The 15,775-nt window shown below is 68.1% G+C and carries 13 protein-coding genes; 3 read left to right on the plus strand and 10 right to left on the minus strand.

Going from position 1 to position 15,775, the window contains the following annotated elements; translation table 11 throughout:
• Position 1: 1 nt before the first annotated feature.
• The 8 genes from MEBOL_RS11810 to MEBOL_RS11845 all read right to left on the minus strand — a co-directional run bounded on the left by MEBOL_RS11810 (position 2) and on the right by MEBOL_RS11845 (position 9,772).
• Positions 2 to 1,090, minus strand: a complete 1,089-nt coding sequence (locus MEBOL_RS11810; RefSeq protein ID WP_095977524.1) for an NAD-dependent epimerase/dehydratase family protein — start codon at positions 1,088 to 1,090, stop codon at positions 2 to 4.
• Positions 1,087 to 2,208 (minus strand): NAD-dependent epimerase/dehydratase family protein, encoded by a 1,122-nt coding sequence (locus tag MEBOL_RS11815; RefSeq protein ID WP_095982723.1) that lies wholly within the window; start codon positions 2,206 to 2,208, stop codon positions 1,087 to 1,089. Before MEBOL_RS11815 ends, MEBOL_RS11810 begins: the two co-directional genes overlap by 4 nt.
• A gap of 244 nt (positions 2,209 to 2,452) precedes the next feature.
• Positions 2,453 to 4,285, minus strand: coding sequence for an ABC transporter ATP-binding protein (locus tag MEBOL_RS11820; RefSeq protein ID WP_245919679.1), 1,833 nt, complete (start codon positions 4,283 to 4,285; stop codon positions 2,453 to 2,455).
• Between the two features lie 58 nt (positions 4,286 to 4,343).
• Positions 4,344 to 5,354 (minus strand): Gfo/Idh/MocA family protein, encoded by a 1,011-nt coding sequence (locus MEBOL_RS11825; RefSeq protein ID WP_095977525.1) that lies wholly within the window; start codon positions 5,352 to 5,354, stop codon positions 4,344 to 4,346.
• Entirely contained in the window at positions 5,351 to 6,319 is a 969-nt protein-coding gene (locus MEBOL_RS11830; protein WP_245919681.1) for an MDR/zinc-dependent alcohol dehydrogenase-like family protein, read from the minus strand. Before MEBOL_RS11830 ends, MEBOL_RS11825 begins: the two co-directional genes overlap by 4 nt.
• Positions 6,320 to 6,403: 84 nt before the next feature.
• Positions 6,404 to 8,113: a DUF5060 domain-containing protein gene (locus MEBOL_RS11835; protein ID WP_095977527.1), complete on the minus strand. Its 1,710-nt coding sequence runs from the start codon at positions 8,111 to 8,113 to the stop codon at positions 6,404 to 6,406.
• Positions 8,114 to 8,129: 16 nt separating this feature from the next.
• A complete protein-coding gene (locus MEBOL_RS11840; RefSeq protein ID WP_095977528.1) occupies positions 8,130 to 9,017 on the minus strand; it encodes a glycosyl hydrolase in 888 nt (295 codons plus the stop codon).
• On the minus strand, positions 9,014 to 9,772 hold the full coding sequence (locus MEBOL_RS11845; RefSeq protein WP_245919683.1) for a TIGR04290 family methyltransferase: 759 nt from the start codon (positions 9,770 to 9,772) through the stop codon (positions 9,014 to 9,016). The genes MEBOL_RS11840 and MEBOL_RS11845 overlap by 4 nt, the downstream gene beginning before the upstream one ends.
• 200 nt (positions 9,773 to 9,972) lie before the next feature.
• On the opposite strand from MEBOL_RS11845, the gene MEBOL_RS11850 reads away from it, so the two are divergent.
• The gene (locus MEBOL_RS11850; protein WP_095977529.1) at positions 9,973 to 11,253 is read left to right on the plus strand and encodes an inositol-3-phosphate synthase; all 1,281 of its coding nucleotides are present in this window, start codon (positions 9,973 to 9,975) and stop codon (positions 11,251 to 11,253) included.
• Positions 11,254 to 11,279: 26 nt separating this feature from the next.
• Here the strand turns inward: MEBOL_RS11850 and MEBOL_RS11855 are convergent, their stop codons facing one another.
• Positions 11,280 to 12,395 (minus strand): glycosyltransferase family 4 protein, encoded by a 1,116-nt coding sequence (locus tag MEBOL_RS11855; RefSeq protein WP_245919684.1) that lies wholly within the window; start codon positions 12,393 to 12,395, stop codon positions 11,280 to 11,282.
• 333 nt (positions 12,396 to 12,728) lie between these two features.
• On the opposite strand from MEBOL_RS11855, the gene MEBOL_RS11860 reads away from it, so the two are divergent.
• Positions 12,729 to 14,174 carry a DHA2 family efflux MFS transporter permease subunit gene (locus MEBOL_RS11860; protein ID WP_425437611.1) on the plus strand — a complete coding sequence of 482 codons (1,446 nt, stop codon included), beginning with the start codon at positions 12,729 to 12,731 and terminating at the stop codon, positions 14,172 to 14,174.
• A 146-nt stretch (positions 14,175 to 14,320) separates the two neighbouring features.
• Positions 14,321 to 14,908, plus strand: a complete 588-nt coding sequence (locus MEBOL_RS11865) for a hypothetical protein (protein ID WP_095977531.1) — start codon at positions 14,321 to 14,323, stop codon at positions 14,906 to 14,908.
• 163 nt (positions 14,909 to 15,071) lie between these two features.
• On the opposite strand, the gene MEBOL_RS41065 is transcribed toward MEBOL_RS11865, so the two are convergent.
• Positions 15,072 to 15,551 carry a hypothetical protein gene (locus MEBOL_RS41065; protein ID WP_157774896.1) on the minus strand — a complete coding sequence of 160 codons (480 nt, stop codon included), beginning with the start codon at positions 15,549 to 15,551 and terminating at the stop codon, positions 15,072 to 15,074.
• Positions 15,552 to 15,775: the final 224 nt, after the last annotated feature.

The following is a 15,775-nucleotide window of genomic DNA, read 5'->3' on the forward strand; positions in this document are numbered from 1 at the left end:
GTCAGCCCACGTGGGCCGCGATCGTGGAGTCCACCGCCAGGGGCCGCGCCAACCACGCATGCAACCGGGACACGCCCTGCTCGACGCCCACTCTCGGCACCCAACCCGTGGCGGCCTGGAACTTGCGGGTGTCGGAGACGTAGTAGCGCTGATCTCCGATGCGCCAGTCCTCGAAGCGGATCTCCGGGCGCCGCCCCAGGTGCCGCGCCATGAGGTCGAGCAGTTCCAGCAGGCTCACGGTGCGCTCCGGGCCTCCCCCGATGTTGAAGGCCTGTCCCCCGAGCCGATCGATGTTCGCCTGCGCCAGGCACAAGGCGCGCACCAGATCCTCGACGAAGAGGATGTCGCGCACCTGCATGCCGTCACCGTAGAGGGTGATGGGCTTGCCCTGGAGCGCCCGGAGAAGGAAGTGCGCCACCCAGCCCTGATCCTCCGTGCCGAACTGACGCGGGCCGTAGATACAGCTCATCCGGAACACCACGGTCTTCAAGCCAAAGGAGCGTCCATAGTCGAGCACGTACTGGTCCGCCGCGCCCTTGGAGCAGCCATAGGGACTCTCGAAGTCCAGGGGGCAGCACTCGCCGATGCCCTGGGCGCGGATGGCCTCGTCCCGGGGCATGTAGCGGCGGCCGTCCAGGACGAACTCCAGCCCTGGCAGCCCGCCGTAGACCTTGTTCGTCGAGGTGAAGACAAGCGGAGCGGGCTCCCGCATCGACCGCAGGGCCTCCAGGATGTTGAGTGTGCCTCGAGCGTTCACCTCGAAGTCATGCACCGGGCCCTCCAGGCTGGTGGTCACCGCCACCTGCGCCGCGAAGTGGAAGACCTCTCCGGCGCCCCGCACCGCCCGCCGCACCGCCTGCTCGTCGCGGATGTCACCCACCACCACGTCGAGCAGCGCGTCATGACGAGACTTGAGCCAGCGCAGGTTGCGCTCCACTCCGGCACGCGAGACGTTGTCGAACACCCGTACCCGGCGGCCCCCGGCCAGGTAGTGCTCCGCCACGTTGGAGCCGATGAACCCCGCCCCTCCGAAGATGACCACCATCCTCTTGTCGTGGCCGTTCCCCTGTTTCTCCGGCGCGCGGCTCATACGGTCAATCCCCGGACCTCGAGTTCCACCTTCGCCTCGGCCACGCGATCCATGGCCACCTGACCCTCGAGCCATCGCGCCAGCTCGGCCAGCCCCGTCTGGAACTTCACCTGGGGCTCGTACCCCAGCATCACGCGGGCCTGGGTGATGTCGGCGAAGCAGTGGCGGATGTCGCCCATGCGGTACTTGCCCGTCACCGCGGGCAGCAGGTGGGGCCTCCCCATCACCTCGCCCAGGGCCCGAGCCACCTCACGCACGGTGACGGAGCGGCCGCTGCCGATGTTGAGCACCTGTCCGGGGGCCGCCCGGGACTCCATGGCCAGACGGCAGGCGCGCGCCACGTCATGCACGTTCACGAAGTCACGCTGCTGCATCCCATCCTCGAAGATGAGCGGCGCGTTGCCGTTGAGCATGCGCGAGGCGAAGATGGCGAGCACCCCGGTGTAGGGGTTGGACAGCGCCTGGCGCGGCCCATAGACATTGAAGAAGCGCAGCGCCACCGTGGGGATGTTGTAGGCCCGGCCGGCGATGAGACACAGCCGCTCCTGATCATATTTGGAAAGGGCATACACGGACGAGATCGCCGGCGCCTTGGTCTCGGGCGTGGGCAGTGGCGAGAGCGCTTCCCCGCCCGCGCCACACAATTCCCACGCGCCGGATTGTAATTGCTCCAGGGTGCGATCCGTCCCGGGCACGAGCCGGCCATCCGGCGTACGGAAGAGCCCCTCGCCATAGACACTCATGCTGGAGGCGACCACCAGGCGCTCCACCGGGCGCTGGATGAGCGCTTCCATCAACACCGCGGTGCCCAGGTTGTTCACCGAGGTGTAGTGCGCCACCTCGTACATGCTCTGGCCCACGCCCACGGCCGCGGCGAAATGGTAGACCACGTCGACGCCCTCGAGCGCGCGCCCCACCGCCTCGCGGTCCCGCACATCCCCGACGACGAGTTCCACCTCCGGGTTCAGGTACGACGGCCGCGACCGGCCCTCTCCATGCACCTGGGGCAGCAGCGAGTCCAATGCCCTGACACGATGACCGTGCGCGAGCAGCTCGTCCGCCAGATGAGACCCGATGAACCCCGCGCCTCCCGTGATGAGTACCTGTTTGCGCCTCATGCTCCCTCCCAGAGGACTCGCGCCCTTCATCCTGGCCGCGCCCGTGAACTCGTGAAGCCGAGGCGTCCCGCGTGTGGGACGGCCCCGTCATCTCTACGCAACGGTAAGCATGGCAACGACTGGCGGCAGTCCTGGCCTGACGGTTCTGTCTGCCATTGTCCCGGGGACCGAACACATGCATCTTCCAACTTCGAGCGTTGGCCAGCCGACCCTACTTCCGATGTAGTCCCCGGGTGCTAGTCCTTCAGGCCAGGGCGGACAAGGGGAGCGGCGCTTCGGAGAACGTCGACAACTCGGGCAGCAATCCGCGCGTCTGCCGGCGCACGAGCGAGGCGTAGTACCCCTCGAGGCGCATCAATTGGGCGTGGCTGCCCGCCTCGACGATCCGCCCCTCCTTGAGGACGAGGATGCGATCGGCATCCACCACCGTGGACAGCCGGTGGGCGATGGCGAAGGTGGTGCGCCCCTTCATCAGCTTGCCCAGCGCCTCCTGCACGAGGGCCTCGCTCTCCGCGTCGAGCGCGCTGGTGGGCTCGTCCAGGATGAGGATGGGCGGATCCGTGAGGAGCGAGCGAGCGATGGAGAGGCGCTGGCGCTCTCCCGCGGACAGCCGGTTGCCCCGCTCGCCCACCACGGTGTCATAGCCCTGGGGCAGGCGCATGATGAAGTCGTGCGCGTGCGCGGCGCGGGCCGCGGCCTCTATCTGCTCCAGGGAGGCCTCGGGCCGTCCGTAGGCGATGTTGCTGCGCACGCTCTCGTTGAAGAGCAGCGAGTCCTGCAACACCACGCCGATGTGGCGCCGCAGCGACAACTGCTTGAGCGAGCGGAGATCCTGGCCATCGATGCACACCCGCCCCTGGACCGGATCGTAGAAGCGGCACAGGAGGCTCATCAGCGTGGTCTTTCCCGCGCCACTCGGCCCCACCAGCGCGATCGTCTCTCCCGCCTTGACCTCCAGGTCGATGCCCTTGAGCAGCGGCCTGCCGGGTCCCGAGGTCGAGGGGTAGGCGAAGTGGATGTTCTCGAACGTCACGTCGCCACGCACGTGCGTGACCTCGACGGCGTCCGGGGCGTCGCCCAGGGTGTCCTGGACATCCAGGATGGAGAAGACCTGGTCGATGGCCACCGAGGCGGTCCTCGACGTCTTGTACACGCCGCTCAAGCCCTGCACGGGGCCGAAGAGTCCACCGATGTAGCCCAGGAACGCCACCAGGGTTCCGGAGGAGATCTCCCCCCGGAGCACCAACAGGCCGCCCAGGCCGATCAACGCCACGCGCGCGATGAGCACGATGACGCTCTGGCTGGCGTTCACCGCCGAGTCGAAGGCCACGCCCTGGGTGACCACGCCATTGGCCTCGCGCACGTCGTGCAGGAAACGCTGCTTCTCCCGCGCCTCCATGGCGAAACTCTTCACCGTCACGATGCCCGAGAGGACTTCATTGAAGCGGGCGTAGATTTTCGTCCAGCGCTCCATGAGCGTCTGCTCCCGCCGCGTCTGCACGGGCGCCGCCTTCCGGGCGATGAGCACGGGAATGGGCGCGAACACCAGCGCGAGCAGGGCCAGGCGCCAATCCAGCTGGAACATGACGACCACGCAGAGCACCAGGTAGGTCGCCGCGGGGAGCACGTTGAAGGTGAGCTCGGTGATGGCCCCCACGAAGCCCTGCATGCCGCGCTCGAGCTTCGTCATGGTGGCGCCCACGCCCTCCTCGCGGTGGAAGCTCAAGGGCAGCCGGTGGAGGCGGGACACCGTGGCCTCGTTGAGGGCGAAGTGCACGCGGATGCGCGTGCGCCAGGTGAGCCAGTTGGCCGTGGCTCCCAGCGCCTCGCGCACCAGGCCGATGGCCACCAGCGCCCCCACGGAGAGGAGCACCGCCTTCGAGGTGCCACCCGCGCCGAGTTGATCGAAGACGCTCTTGAGCGCGAGCGGTTCGATGACGCTCAGTCCCGTGGAGAGGAGGACGAGGAAGAGGACGGTGACCACCGCGTGGCGGTGAGGGAGGAGAAAGCCCATGGCGCGCCAGAGCGAGCCACGAGAGGCGGATGCGGTCTGCATGAGCGGCGTGAACGTCCACATTCCCGGACTCCTTCCGGAGTCACCGGGCCGGGCGAACGTTCAAGCCCCGAGCCGATTCTCACCCGTAGATCCGGTCGAGCGTCGTCGCGACCTCGACGAGCCGCTCGGACTCCGGATCGAAGCGAGCCCCCTGGGCCAGGCGGGAGACCCAATCCACCGCCGCCCGGCCGCCCCACGCATCCGGCGGCTCGGCGAGGCGTTCGCGCGAGGTGCCCCGGAACACCTCCGCCGTGAAGTCGTAGAACGAGCCATTCACGTTGCGAAACGCCGCTCCTCCCTGGGTGCCATAGAAGGAGGCCTCGATGACCGCGTCACACCCGGCGGACAGCTTCCAGGAGCAGGCGAGCTGGACGGCGGTGCCTGGAGCCAGCTCCAGTTGCGCGGCGGCGTAGTCCTCGACGGCGTCCGTGGGCCTGGACAAGGGACGACCCTGGGCGAAGAGCTGGCTCGACACGCGCCGGACCTCGGGAAAGCCCAGCACCCAGAGCACCAGATCCACCAGGTGGATGCCCAGGTCCATCACGCATCCGCCGCCCGCGAGCTTCGGATCGTAGAACCACGCCTTGTCCGGGCCGTAGGCATTGTGGAAGACGAGGTTCGCCGCGTAGATGTGCCCCAGCACGCCCGCCTGGACGCGCTCGCGCAGCAGCCGCATCCCGGAGGTGAAGCGGTAGCTGAGATCCACGCCCAGCAGCCGGTCCGCCGCGCGCGCGGCGTCCACCACGCGCTGGTTCTCCTCCTGGGAGCGGCCGAGCGGCTTCTGGCAGAACACGGCCACGCCGCGCTCCAGGGCCTGGATGGACTGCTCGGCATGGAACGCACTGGGCGTCGCGATGACCAGCCCATCGAGCCCCAACTCCAGGAGCGCGTCGAGCGAGTCCACCCGCGCGCAGCCCGGCGCGAGCTTCTGGGCTTCCCGGGCGGCGGCCTCGCCGGGATCCGCCACCCCCACCACCTGGGCCGTCTCGCTCCGGATGATGGCCTCCATGCGGTGGCGTCCAATCCAACCCACGCCAAGGAAGCCGAGCCTCGGAGGGCGCTCGAGCCGCTGACCTGTCTGTCCATTCATACGGTGATGATCGCCTTGAGGAAGCCCTCGGGACGGGTGCGCATCGTCTCGAAGGCGAGGTTGAGTTCATCCAGTCCGAAGCGGTGGGTGAAGAGCGGAAAGGGATCGAGCCGTCCCGCGGAGACCTCGCCCACGGCGAGCCGGATGCCCTCCACGTAGACCCGGGGATCGCGCTCGTGCGCGTTGATGACGTCCAGGCCGCGCCAGTTCCACAGTTGCAGGTTCACCTGGCGGGGACCGTCCTGGTGGTAGCCCGCGATGATGAGCTTGCCGCGCTCGCGCGTGAGCTCGCCGGCCAGGTCGAGCGGCCACTGCTCGCCCACCACCTCGATGACCCGGTCGCAGAAGAAGCCCTGGGTGAGCCCCTTCACGCGCTCGATGATCTTGAAGTGGTCATCCAGGGGGATGCACTCGGAGGCGCCATACGCGCGCGCCAGCTCGAGCGCGTAGGGCCTGCGGGCGATGGCGATGACGCGCGCCCCGGCGTTCGCCGCCAGCCGCGTGACCAGCGCTCCGAGGAAGCCAATGCCGATGATGGCCACCGTCTGTCCGGCCTGGATGTCACTCCGGCGGAAGATGTTCATGGCGCAGCCCAGGGGCTCACCCGGGAAGGGCTTGCCCGTGAGCGAGGGCGGCAGCAGCACCGCCGAGTCCGCGCCCACCACGTCGTACTCGGCATAGGCCGCCGAGGACAGGGTCGCCACCCGGTGGCCCACCTGGAAGCCCGTCACGCCAGGGCCCACCGCGTCCACCACGCCCCAGCCCTCATGGCCCGGGGCCCCGGGCCGCATCGGATAGCGGAACCACTCACGCCCTTCCCAGACAGGAAGATTGGAACCACACACCCCACAGCCCTCGAGCTTCACCCGTACGGTGCCCGGGCCCGGCTCGGGTCGCGACACACGCTCGATCCGGGCGCCCCTGGGCCCGGCGAGCACCGCCGCCACCATTGTCGTGCTCGACATTCCCGCCTCCATCCGTCGTCGCCTCCAGAGAACCTGGGTGTGAAGGGTCCAATGTGCTCAACGCCTCGCGGGGGGCCATTGGACTCAAGGGCCGGGCAGGGCCTCCACCACGCCCGCCACGTGTCTCACGAAGCCCGGCACCCGCAGCAGGAGCCCCTCGCGCGTCCCCATCACCTCCTCCGTGTGGAGCTGTTCGCCCGTCACATCGTTCCACCAGGTGACGCGGTGGCGTCCGGCGGCGCCCTCCATCCGCACGGTGGCGCCTTCGACCGTGGAGCCGTAGCCCCGCTCCGCGCCCAGCACCCACAGCGCCTGATAACCGGGACGCCCGAGCACCCAGACCCGGGTCCCCTCCGGCGTCGCGGGCGGCGCGGGCCGGGGTAGCAGGGGAGGCACCACGGACAACCGCGACAGGAAGTCCGCCAGCACCCGGAAGTGGTGGCCGCGCTCGGGAGTCATCAACACATCCGAGTCGGGCGTGAAGGGCGGCGCGCTGTGCGCCAGCACCCCCGCCCCCGAGAAGGTGGCGCTCCAGATGCCCACGTGGGTGTGATCGAACGTCCGGGGATCATCGCCGCCGTAGCCGAACTCGCCACAGAGGATGGGTTTGTCATAGCCCCAGGTCTCGGCGATCTTCCGCGAGAACTCGGCCGCCAGCGCGTGGACCTCGTAGTACTCCTTGCCGTAGAGGTGCCACTGCAACAGGTCGTTTCCCGGGTGGGCGTACCAGGGACGTTCGTCTCCATCCACGTTCCAGTGCAACCCCACCGAGCCCAGCGTGACGAGGTGCCCATACGGGTCCGCGCCGTGCCAGACCGCCGCCATGTGCTCGGCCCAGGGGATCCAGCTCGCCTCGCCGATGTTGCCGTCCCACTCGGGTTCGTTGAGCAGATCCACGGCGAGCAGGTGCGGGGAGTAGCCGTAGCGGTCGAGCACGTAGCGCAGCTTGCGCTCGGCGTTCTTCCAGAGGTCCTCGCGCTCGAAGAACTCCGTGGGCGTCGCGGCGGGGCCTCCGCGCGCGGTGCCGTGGGGATTGTCCTCCCAGCTCTTCCACGTCTCGCCCGGCGTGAAGCCGACGGCGAAGAGCGTGAAGATGACATAGACGCCGTGCCGCTCGGCGGCTTCCAGGATGGCGTCATACTCCGCGGCCACCCGCGCATCGAAGCGCCCCACCCCCGTCTCCAGACATCCCGGCTGTGGACCCGGCTCCGGCTCCTCCCGCTCGCAATCGGTGAAGATGAAGAGCCGCAAGGTGTTCATCCCGTTGCGGGCCATGTAGGCCACGTACTCGGGCGCGGGGAGCTGGCCGTGGTTCCACGCGGGATCGTAGAGGTTGAAGCGGTTCTCCCCGAGCGGGAAGAAGGGAGGGCCCTCCTCCCACGCCAGTTGGTGCGCGGACGCGAGGCTCCGGCGCACGAAGCCCCGGCGGCCGCTGGGACGCACCCGGAAGCCGCCCGAGGTCACCTCGCGCGGGCCAGAGCCCCCATCCGCGTGGATGACGTACTGGTAGGTCCCCGTCTCGCGCGGGGTGAAGCGCACCCGGAAGCCGCCTTCCGTCACGGCGAATCCCCCCACCGTCACGACCTGTCCGGAGGGCGCGGTGAAGCGGGCCTGGATGGAGACATCGTCCGGAGGGAGGGACAGCCCGGGCAGCGCGAAGTCCACCTCGAAGCGCGCGAGCCGCTCCACCTCGGCGAGCGCGGAGGGGGCGGAAGACCCCGCGCGAGGCGTGGCGCAGGCCGCCAGCGCCAGGAGCAAGAGCGACACCCGCCAGGGGGCGTGACGAAGCGGCATGCCATCTCCAGAGGGTCTATTTCGCGTAACGGCGGGTCATGCGCGCGCAGAACTCGGCGAACTCCTCGACGCGGTGGGGCGGGCTCGTGTGGTGATCGTTGATGCCGCACGACCCCGGGGTGAAGCAGTACGTCAGCGTCACGTCGAAGCCGTCGAGCGCGCTCATCTGCCGGTCGAACCAGGCCTCCGCGTTGGGCCGGTGACTGTCCGCCCAGCTCAGGCCCGTGCGCAGCTTCTTGACGCCCAGCTTCTTGAGCCACGCCACCGCGTCCTCCAGCCGGGGGTCCTCGAAGTGGAACCACTGGCAGATGCCCATCCGCGGCGTGTAGTCCGCGAAGTGGCGCAGCGCGCGCTTGGGCGTGCCGTCCTCCTTGAGGAGCCCCATGTAGAAGTGCCGGTAGTACGACGACCCCTCGGCCTCGCGGTGCCGTGTGGTCGCCGGCCAGGTCCTGGGCAAATCATAGAGGCTGTACCAGTGCACCCGGTCCACCTGGCCGAGCAACAGCTCCGCGGTGCGCCGCAGGCCGAACTCCTGCACCTCCTCGGCGCCAAAGGAGGAAACCCCCACCTCGGTCACCCAGACGGGGTGGCGCGACGCGGCGCGGATCTCGGCGATGCGCTCGGGCCACTCGTCGATCTGCCAGTGATTCCAATCGAGGGGAAAGCCGTGCACCGCCACGACGTCCACCTCGTCCAGCGCCCCCTGGCCGGACATCCGGCGGAGGAAGGCGGCGTCGATGGGAGACATGCCCCCGAGCACACGGGTGAGCGTGGGGCTCTCCGCACGCACCGCCGCGCCCGCCAGGCGCACCATGCGCGAGAAGATGCTCCAGTCCGGGTCGATCCCAAAATCCCAGTGGGACAGATTGTTGGGTTCGTTCCACAGCTTCACCGCTTCGATCATTGAAGGGTCTCCGGGTAGGCAGCGGTGGGGCGTTCGCCACGCCGGCAGAGGTAGACCTCCCGGGTGGGGCGCTCGAGGAGTTCGAATCCCGCCGAGCGGAGCATCGCCTCGGAGCAAGCCCGGTTGGGCACCCACCAGTTGGTCGGGTCCCCCGCGTAGTCGTGCTCGATGAAATGCATCTTCGGGTACTCCGGCTGATGGAAGATGGCCCTCTCGGTGATGGGGTAGTCGTTGGCGAATTCGCCCACCGCGTCACCGCCACGTTCCAATGTCTGGAAGATAAGCAGGTCCTTGACGACGTGCTCGTGGAGCAGGTCCAACGCCAGCAGCGGATGGCGCAGGTGGTAGAGCACGCCCATGAACAGGACGACGTCGAACTTCTCGCCCAGCGCGCCCACGTCATAGACGTCCATCTGGCGCAGCTCCACCTCCACGCCCATGACCTGGGTGGCGAAGCGAGCCTGCTCCAGGTAGCGCGCATCGGAGTCGATGCCCACCACCCGCGCCGCGCCGCGCCGCTTCATCTCGATGCTGTAGAACCCCGCGTTGCAGCCGATGTCGAGCACGGTCTTGCCCGTCAGGTCCGCCGGAAAGGCATGCTGGAAGCGCTTCCAGAACACCGTTGGGAAGTCGCCCAGGAAGTGATGGGGCGCCGTGCGAACCCCTTTCAGCTCCAGGTTGTGGAACCACTCCCCCAGGGAGCGCACCCGCAGCGCCACCTGCTCCGTCGTCAGTTCGTCTGGAGTCATCGTCATCCCGAAGCCAGCCTTCTCATGAAGGGTGCTCAGCGGCGACCGGCATGCCAAGGACAGACCACTAGAGGACACCTCCCAAGTCATGCGGATGACATGACCTCGGAGGACGGCCAGACTTGTCCCGTGGAACAAGGCGCCGACGAGGATTCGATGCCTACATTGCCTTCTCGGCCCATGTGGAATCCCGAGACGAGGAACAGATGACACGACCGAACTCGATCCGTCCGCCAGAGGGAAGACTCGCCGTCCTGCTGCCAGGGATGGGAGCGATCTCCAGCACGTTCATCACGGGCGTCCTGTTGGCCCGAAAGGGATTGGGGCTCCCCGTGGGCTCGCTCACGCAGATGGGCACGCTGCACGCGGGCGGCCGAAGCATCCGCATGGACGAGTACCTGCCGCTGGCCCGCATGGAGCAGCTCGTCTTCGGCGGCTGGGACATCTTCCCGGACAGCGTCTACGAGACGGCCCTCCACGCCAAGGTGTTGGAGCCCGAGCACCTCGGGCCCGTGCGCGAGGAGTTGGAGGCCATCCGCCCCATGAAGGGTGTCTTCCATCCGCAATACGTGAAGCGGCTGCACGGCACGCACGTGAAGACGGGCGCGACGAAGGCGGAGCTGGTGGAGCAGGTGCGCGCGGACATCCGCGCCTTCCTGCGCGACAAGGGCTGCGCACGCGCGGTGGCCATCTGGTGCGGCTCCACCGAGACGTACGTGGCGGCCGCCCAGGTCCACGCCTCGCGCCGTGCCTTCGAGGCCGGGCTGCGCAAGAACGACCCATCCATCACCAACTCGCAGCTCTACGCGTGGGCGTGTCTCCAGGAAGGAGTGCCCTTCGCCAATGGCTCGCCCAACCTGGCGGTGGACTTTCCCGCCGCCGCCGAGCTCGCGCGCCACCACGAAGTGGCGCTCGCCGGCAAGGACTTCAAGACGGGCCAGACGTTGATGAAGACGGTCATCGCGCCCGCGCTCAAGGCCCGCATGCTCGGGGTGCGCGGGTGGTTCTCCACCAACATCCTCGGCAACCGGGACGGCGAGGTGCTCGACGATCCCGAGTCCTTCCGCGCCAAGGAAATCACCAAGCGCGGCGTGCTCGAGGACATCCTCCAGTCCAGCGACAGTCCGGCGCTCTACGGTGAGCTCTTCCACAAGGTCCGCATCGAGTACTACCCGCCCCGGGGCGATGCCAAGGAGGGCTGGGACAACATCGATCTCTTCGGCTGGCTGGGCTACCCCATGCAGATGAAGATCGACTTCCTGTGCCGCGACTCCATCCTCGCGGCGCCCCTCGTACTCGACCTGGCGCTGTTGATGGATCTGGCCCAGCGCGCGGGCCGCATCGGCACACAGGACTGGCTCGGCTTCTACTTCAAGAGCCCCATGACCGAGCCGGGCCGCACGCCCGAGCAGGATCTGTTCGTTCAAGAGAGAAGGCTCAAGGACAGCTTGCGTGCGCTCATGGGCGAGACGACCGGCGCGGACTGAGCCAGGCACGGGCGGCCTCGCGGCCATCACGAGGCGCGAATGGCCGGCACGGCCCAGGACTCGGGGGGCCGGACACTCAACGCGGTGTACACGTCCAGGTAGGCGTCCACCATGCGGCGCGGCGTGAAGGAGAGCGCCCGGCTGCGAGCCCGCCCGGCGCGGCACTCCCGCTCCGAGGGGTGGAGCATCAACCAGCGCAGCGCGGCGGCGAGTCCGTCCTCGTCATCCGGGTGGACGAAGAGCGCGGCGTCCCCCCACACCTCGCGCAGGCTCGGGATGTCGCCGAGCACCAGCGCGCACCCGGCGAGCGCGGCCTCCAGGGCGGACAGTCCAAAGGGCTCGTAGCGCGCGGGCATGGCGTAGACGGCCGCCCGGGCCATCCACCCCGCGAGTTCCCAGGGCCGCAGCGTGCCGAGCGAGCGCGAGGACGAGCCACGCGAGGTCTCCCCCGCGATGCGCACGGGAAACGGCAGCCGGGGCGCGATGGCCTCCAGGACCGCCAGGTTGCCCGCCTCGTCCCAGTCCCGGCCCGCCGCGAGCACGAAGGACTCCTTCGCGTCCGGCAGGAAGGACTCCGCGCGCCGCGCATGGGGGATGACGCGCGTGGCGCCGAAGGGTCCATGAAGGCGCTCGGCCGCGGAGAGCATGGCCATGCTGGGCGCCACCACGCATCCCGCGCCGCGCAGGCCTCGCGCGGCCTCCTGACGGTAGCGCGCGTAACGCTCAGGGGCGGGCCCTCCCATCACCGCGTCCCACCACACGAGCGGACAGGTGTGCAGCATCACCAGGGTCGGCGCCCGCCACGCGAGCGCGCCTCGCGCATGGTCATTGAGGTGGACGACGTCGGGAGACAGCCGCGCCTCCAAGTCGAGCAACCACGCGTCCTCGTCCGCGCCCTCGTGCCAGTCCTGGCCCTCATGCAACCCGAGGCCCGGCACCTCGCGCGCCTCCATCCATTGCGCGGCGGACAGGGGCGCACCCAACGTCGCCAGTTCCACACGGACACCGCGCTCGGCGAGTGCCCGGCTCAGCTCCAGGGCATACGTCCACACACTTCCCACGGGGGTGGTGGTCATCATCACCCGCTGGACCGCGGGAGGCGTGCCACCACGTGAGCTCCGAAGCATGGGCTTCAAGTGCATCCGCGCCTCCCACGGGGGTACGTTGAGGTTCGCCAGGGCGGAGCCCTCCGGGGGGAAAGGCTCCAGCAACGCAAAAACAGTAAGCACCGCGCTTCCCGGCGCGACCCCTGCTCGCCGTCTTCGGCTCGGGCCGTGAACGTCTCGCGCCGGGCGGCATTGCCATTGCCCCGAAGGCGGGGCGGACCCGTGGACGTTCGCTGGCGGACGCCCTCCAGGCAGGCAGGCACACACACCAAGCTCAACTGTCGGAGCACATCACCGGGAGGAAAGCCGCGCGGTGAATCCACCGAGCCTGGACGTGACAGGGTCCGGAGCGAGGGGCATAACTTCCTCGTGCCGCCCTCCTCCGAATTGTCCGTGGATGCGCCCCCTGTCCCGGTACGAGGCACGCGCCTGGCATCCATCGCCGTGGCGAGCGCGCTGTTCATGGAGTTCATCGACTCCACGGCGCTGTCGACCGCGCTGCCGGCGCTGGCCACGGCGTTCAGCAGCGATCCGGTGCACCTGAAGCTGGCCCTGACGTCCTACATCCTGGCGCTCGCGGTGGTGGCGCCCGCGAGTGGATGGATCGCCGATCGCTACGGGCCCCGGCGCGTGTTCCTCACCGCGATGGCCGTGTTCCTCGTGGGCTCGGTGCTGTGTGGCTTCTCCCAGTCGCTCGCGCAGCTCGTCGTCTTCCGCACGGTGCAGGGAGTGGGCGGAGCGATGATGGTGCCCGTGGGGCGGCTCATCGTCGTGAGTTCGGCGCCGCGCCAGCAGCTCGTGTCGGCGATGAGCTGGTTCACCATGCCCGCGCTGGTGGGTCCGCTCGTCGGGCCGCCCCTGGCCGGCTTCATCCTGGGCATCGCGAGCTGGCCGTGGATCTTCTTCATCAACGTGCCCGTGGGCGTGCTCGGCATGCTCGCCGTGATGCGCTTCGTTCCCCCGCTGCACCAGCCGGACCCGGGGCCCTTCGATGTGAAGGGCTTCGTGCTGGTGGCCACGGGCATCACCGCGTTGATCGGCACGGCGGAGATCGCCGGCGTGGGCCTGGTGCCGGCCGCCGTGCAGGTGGCCACCGGGGTGTTCGCCGTGGCGATGCTCGCCGCGTACGTCCACCATGCGCTGCGCCACGAGCGGCCCGTGCTCGACCTGCGCCTGCTGCGCGTGCCCACCTACCGGGCGAGCATGATTGGCGGCTCGGTGGTCCGCCTGGGACTGGGAGCGACGCCCTTCCTGCTGCCGCTGCTCTTCCAGGTGGCGCTGGGATGGGGACCGTTCGAGACGGGACTCATCACCATCTGCACGGGGCTGGGCGCCATGTCTTGCAAGCCCGTGGCGCCCGGCCTCATCCGCCGCTTCGGCTTCCGCTCCACGCTCATCGTCTCCAACTTCTTCACCGCCGGGGTGTCGGCCCTGCCCGCCTTCTTCCGGCACGGCACGCCCGTGGCGCTCATGGCCGGCATGCTGCTCACGGCCGGCTTCGTGCGCTCCTTGCAATTCACCGCCCTCAACACGGTGGCCTACGCGGACATCCCGCCGTCCACGGTCAGCAACGCCTCCACGCTCGCCGTGGTGATGCAACAGATGGGATTGAGCCTGGGCATCAGCTTCGGCGGATTGATGCTGCACGTGGCGCGCGGTGGGAGCGACGAGGGCAGCATGACGCCCCAGCAATTCATCCTGCCCTTCCTCGCCATCGGCGTGGTGACGATGCTCTCGGGCCCGCTCTTCCACCGCATGTCCCCCGACGCGGGCGCCGGCATCGGCGGGCGCCGCCACGAACCACGCGCGGCCTGAGCATCGACGGCCCTCGGGGTCAGGTTTCCGTGGGGGATCGGCCTGGTGCATCTGCCTTCCCAAAGAAGGCATGCTCCCTCTACGGACCCAATGAAGACGCTCCTCTGGAGCTTCGAGGTTTAACGGATGCGAGTCAGGAGAGAGCGATGATCAAAGCGTGTGCGCTCGCGGCACTCATGGCCGTGCTCTGCGGATGCGCGGTGCCCGCTACCGCCTGGAAGGGAGAAGTCACGTGGCCCACCGAGCAATCGGCCAGGCTTGTCGCCCCGGCCATGGAAGCAGGAGCCGCGTTCGCCGCGGCGGCGGCCATCCGCGAAATGATTCGGACCAACCCGTTTCCAGACCTGTTCTGGGGTTGTGCCAGCCCCGAACAAGGGCTGGATGCCGTCGTCTTCACGGGTCCGACGCCGGGTCTGTATTACGTGGTGGTGGACCAACGCTTCGATAGGTGCCAAGGCCCACGCGTTCGCGTACTCGATGGGTGGTACGTGTACGCCGTCACGCCTCAAGGCGAGGTGGTGGCGGAAGCGCCTTCCCCTCCGCCCCCATCCAGCCCGACGCCTCAACCCGAGCAGACACCACCACCCGCCGCTCCGCCCCCGACGACGGAAGGCGATGTTCCCGCGTCGGAGCCATCGCCGCCTGCTCCATCACCCGAGCCCGAGGCGCCGCCTCCCGCCGCGTCTTCCCCAACACCGCCCCCTCCCCCGCCCCAGGAGCCAGATACGCCGTAACAACTCGCCACTGTGATGTTTTCAACCAGAGCCGCAGTCACGCGCATCCCATCAACGTGGTGATGATGGTCTCGGCTTCCCCCTTCAACCACGTGCACCTGGACGAAGGCTCCGACATCCGAGGGCGCCACCGTGCGCCTCAAGCAGCCAAGGCCTGATTTCCTTATCGCTTCCTCTGGGGAGGCTTGATCTGAACCAGAAGGGTACTGGCTTTATTGGGCATGGCCAAGTTCACATACTCTTCCCGAACGTTGGCCTCCGTGAATTGATAACTGCCCGAGGAAATCTCATCATCGAACGAAAAATCCACATCCAAGAGAGTAATATTGGTTGGTTTTTTCATCAAAGCGCTGAACGTCACAGAGCATTCCCCATCATTCCACGCGGGAGTAAAGCTGGAAACCTCCGAGGATAGCCCGAGCACCGCCTCGTCCGAGTCAGAGGGGCAAGCCAACCTGACAACTACATCCGGGGTTGAGCCATCGACATCCCAGTCCGACTCGTCCGCTGGATCTTTCGCGACGATAACTGCGGATACTGGCCGGATGGACCAAAGTGAAGTCGGATCGATGATACAAGCCTGCTTGTCTTTGTCACAGACCTCCGCCTTCGCCTCAAGACAAGCAGTACATGCGCCGCCCATCCCTCCACATGCCGTAGGCTGGTCACCCGTCTTGCACACATTCCCCTGACAACAGCCATTACAGGTCGTGGGTCCACAGGGTTGCGATTGAACGGGAGGAGAAACCCAATCGATATCGGGATCCATAGGTCCACAGCCGAAACCAAGCAACACCAATCCCACGAGCAACACCGAACGCATTGAAATGAACCCCCATAACAAACAAAACTCCGAATCGACACACG

The organism is Melittangium boletus DSM 14713 (assembly GCF_002305855.1).
GTDB lineage: Bacteria > Myxococcota > Myxococcia > Myxococcales > Myxococcaceae > Cystobacter > Cystobacter boletus.